Consider the following 3,515-nt stretch of genomic DNA (forward strand, 5'->3'; position numbering starts at 1 on the left):
AACTTGTTTTACCGCTTCCCACTTTCCCAATCAGATAAACAAACTCTCCCTTTTTAATTTCCAGGTTGATATCCGAGAGCACCAGGTTTTCATTCTGGAAAACCGAAGCTTTTTCAAACTGTATAATCGTATCAGCAGACATCGTATTTTTTTTACGAAAATATAAATAAAAACATAAAATATTTACATAGTATGAATTTAATTGTTTATCCTCATCAGGGCCTGAGTATTTTAATACAGGTCTTGCTCAATCCTTTATGTGAAATTTAAATTTTTACAGGAAATTATATATGATGAAATTTAAATTCAACCTGTCGAACTGTTATTTCTTTTCGCGAGGGATCAGAAAAATTACCCGAATATCAATATACAAGTGCCTTATAAGATAAGAAATCATCGATTTAATCAGAAATAACACAAAAATGTTCATTAGTTCTTTTTTAATTATGAACTAATCTTCCCTAAACCTGATATTGGTAGTAAACTTAGACCGCTTATAACTATAATCAAAGGCATCAAAAACAGCAGATTTCATTGATATTTTAGTCACATACAGTTTGTTATGGTTAAAATCATATACATCTTTTATCGTATAGTAAACATATAGAATTCCATCTTTTATAACACCGGTAGGTTTATAAATTCCAAAATGTTTACAATCCTGAACAATTAAGGGTTTAGGTAAGATCTGAAAATTTTTTCCGTCATTACTTTCTCCTAGACTGATATTCCCATTTGATTCCCGGGTTTGTAAAATCATATAATATTTGCCATAATACTTTAAAATATCAAAATGCCAGGGTTGGTAATAAGAATTATTGCAGTAAATGGGATAAATTCCCTGTACTTTAAAATCGGGATTTTCTAAACTATGTCCTGTCCAGATGGCCAGCCCAAGGGAAATTCTATTAGGCTGGAATTCAAAATTAGAGGCATAAACTTTGTAAACATCATTATCTTTAATCAAAATCGGGCACATGGCAGAATCATAATTAAGTGTCCTGGCCCCCATAAATAATTTTTTAGCTGAAGGATCCCAGGTGACCCCATCTGTAGAGGAGATACCAAAAACGGCCCGTCTGTAATTGTTTTTTCTGCAATCTTCCGTATCATTTTCCCTCCATAACAGCCATAATTTACCATTTTCATAGAAAAGGTTAGGATCTGAATTATAACCCCAGGTTGGAGCATCAATAACAGCATTATCCATAGCGGGTATCCAAATTTTTGGCGCCGATCCATCAATTGTTTCATCGGCATAATAAATAATAGGATTTTCAATAGGCCCCGAACAGTTATAATAAGGAGATTGAACCATCCACCATTTATGGCCCCCAAATCCCGTACTTATGTAAACTACACTGGGATGCAAAACGTCATTTTTATACCTTTGTGGAATGGGTGTATTAACAATACAACTATCGCCATAACTCATGACCTGTTGCTGATTATAAGGAGGAATAATCGTATCTTCCTGAATTACTGGCGTCACAGTCTCTTTCTCTTTCCGACATGAAAACAAAAAAAGAAGGAACAAAGAAATTGAAATGCCAAATAATACATTTCCAAGTCTTTTAGAAACTGACATACTAACTTACAATTATAACTATTTAAGTTTTTTTTATTTTAATTTAAATAATTTATACTAAAAATCTAAATAAATGAATGTCTACTTATCATTTTAGAAACACCCTTAATTTTAGTTTCATAAAACGAAATAGGTACATTAACGACTTTTAAAGTTAACAAATAATATTTAATTAACAAAAAGGAGTTGGACCGAATTTTAAAACTCATGGAAAAATTTGATAAAATTGGATTTTTATCAGGGCATTTATTTTTAAATCATTGTTGTCCGGCAAAAATTTTAATATAACCTAAGATCCTTCGCATCATATCATTACATTCAGGATCACAATTATTTATGGATATTGGGAGGGGGTGATTTGCGGCATTGCCGCAAACCACCCCCTCCCAAGGTAAACAATTAAGAACATGCTGTCATTCCGGGCTTAGCGAGAAATCTTTATATTTTCCCCGGAAACTAATAATTTTAAATCAAAATTTTTATTAATTCACTTCGAGTTCCTGCCATTCCGGTAACTTAGGAAAGTTGCCCTGAGGAAGTGTTTGATACCAAAAACATACTGATGAAATATCTGATTTTTGAGGAAGATATCTCCCTCCCTGGTGCCATCCCAAATCCTGGAGGGTAACTTTTAAATTTTTCCCAAATCTTATAGGATCTTTAATATGCCAACGGTATAATCCGAATCTCTGCTGTGACTTATATGTTCCGTCAGGATGAATAACCTGAACAAGTCCGGAATATGGCGTACAAAATTCGGTATACTTGCCATTTCTGTCAAAATTATAGGATCCACAGAAATAATCTTCAGTACCTGTACCGCATATAGTAGGAAATTTACTGTCTCCATCTATATAAAACTTGATTTCTCCTTCGCCCCACCATCCATTATTATTAACTCCCCAGGCCAGATATAAACCGACAAATTGTCCTTGTCCCTTTATCCCGTCGGCAATGGTATATACAGAGTTCTCAACAGGATTGGCCCGTCTGTATTGAGCATGGAAATAACCGGCATCTGTTGGGACTTCAGTTAGCGCATAGTCGATCTGATAATATAAAGTCATGGGATCTTTATCATTGATATTTTCCATGGTGATTTTGCACTTTTTATGGAAGGGCATTGTCCAGTAGCAGTTAAAAGCACTACCAGGATTTACGCAAACGGCCAATGAATTTAATGGGGCATATTCATTCCATCCCATGCAGAAAAAATCACCCACAGGACATTCAACAGAAGGCTCTTTTTCATCATCCCAATATATACGAATGATAGAAAATCTCCAGTTTCCCGTAGGTGTCATCCAGATATGTTGAATGGCGCCAGGGCCATCAATTTCTGCTAAAGTACAGGTTTCGCCAGGTTTAATTTTTATATAGGGATTTACCTTCCATCCTTGCCCTAAATCCCTTGCGGCAAACCAGGCATTCGCCTGGTTTGGTTTATCTTTATCTTCCAAACTGGCCATTCCTCCCTTCCCTTTTTCCCCAGTGAAATTTTCAGGGCTGATGGACCTGCTTTGTGCATTGGACAACCTGTACAAATTGCCCATATCCGTTTCCAAACCATTGAACTTTTCATCCTTTTGTCCCAAAAGATTTAAAGTAATGGTGCATAACACAAATAATACATAAATTCGTTTCATTTGTATAATTTTATATGAGTTTATTTTCCTTCATTTACATATTACCACTTTAAACTGACTTGAATCCCATCGCAACTATTCTCAAATTGCAGGAAGCAGGTATGAGTAATTTCATCCCAGTCTTCCTTTACATTAGCCACGGCCCCGCCTTTGCTATCTGTAAGAATCGTTTCAATTGGCTTTGCAGGTAATAAAATGCGCATTACGTCTTGAGTGCCTGATGGACTTTTTGTTATAAACGAATAAGTTTTACCTTCATTAATTTCATTGTATACCCTGGA

4 protein-coding genes are annotated in these 3,515 nt (G+C 35.0%); all 4 read right to left on the reverse strand.

Translation table 11 applies throughout. The features are described from left to right. On the reverse strand, positions 1 to 142 hold a 142-nt coding region (locus Q8907_14535), incomplete at its 3' end, for a phosphonate ABC transporter ATP-binding protein (GenBank protein ID MDP4275489.1). Between the two features lie 309 nt (positions 143 to 451). Beyond that, on the reverse strand, positions 452 to 1,492 hold the full coding sequence (locus tag Q8907_14540) for a hypothetical protein (protein ID MDP4275490.1): 1,041 nt from the start codon (positions 1,490 to 1,492) through the stop codon (positions 452 to 454). Positions 1,493 to 2,070: 578 nt separating this feature from the next. After that, entirely contained in the window at positions 2,071 to 3,234 is a 1,164-nt protein-coding gene (locus tag Q8907_14545) for a DUF2961 domain-containing protein (GenBank protein MDP4275491.1), read from the reverse strand. A 41-nt stretch (positions 3,235 to 3,275) separates the two neighbouring features. Then, positions 3,276 to 3,515: hypothetical protein (locus Q8907_14550; protein MDP4275492.1), on the reverse strand; the 240-nt coding region annotated here is incomplete at its 5' end.

The sequence above is a fragment of the Bacteroidota bacterium genome (assembly GCA_030706565.1).
Lineage (GTDB): Bacteria > Bacteroidota > Bacteroidia > Bacteroidales > JAUZOH01 > JAUZOH01.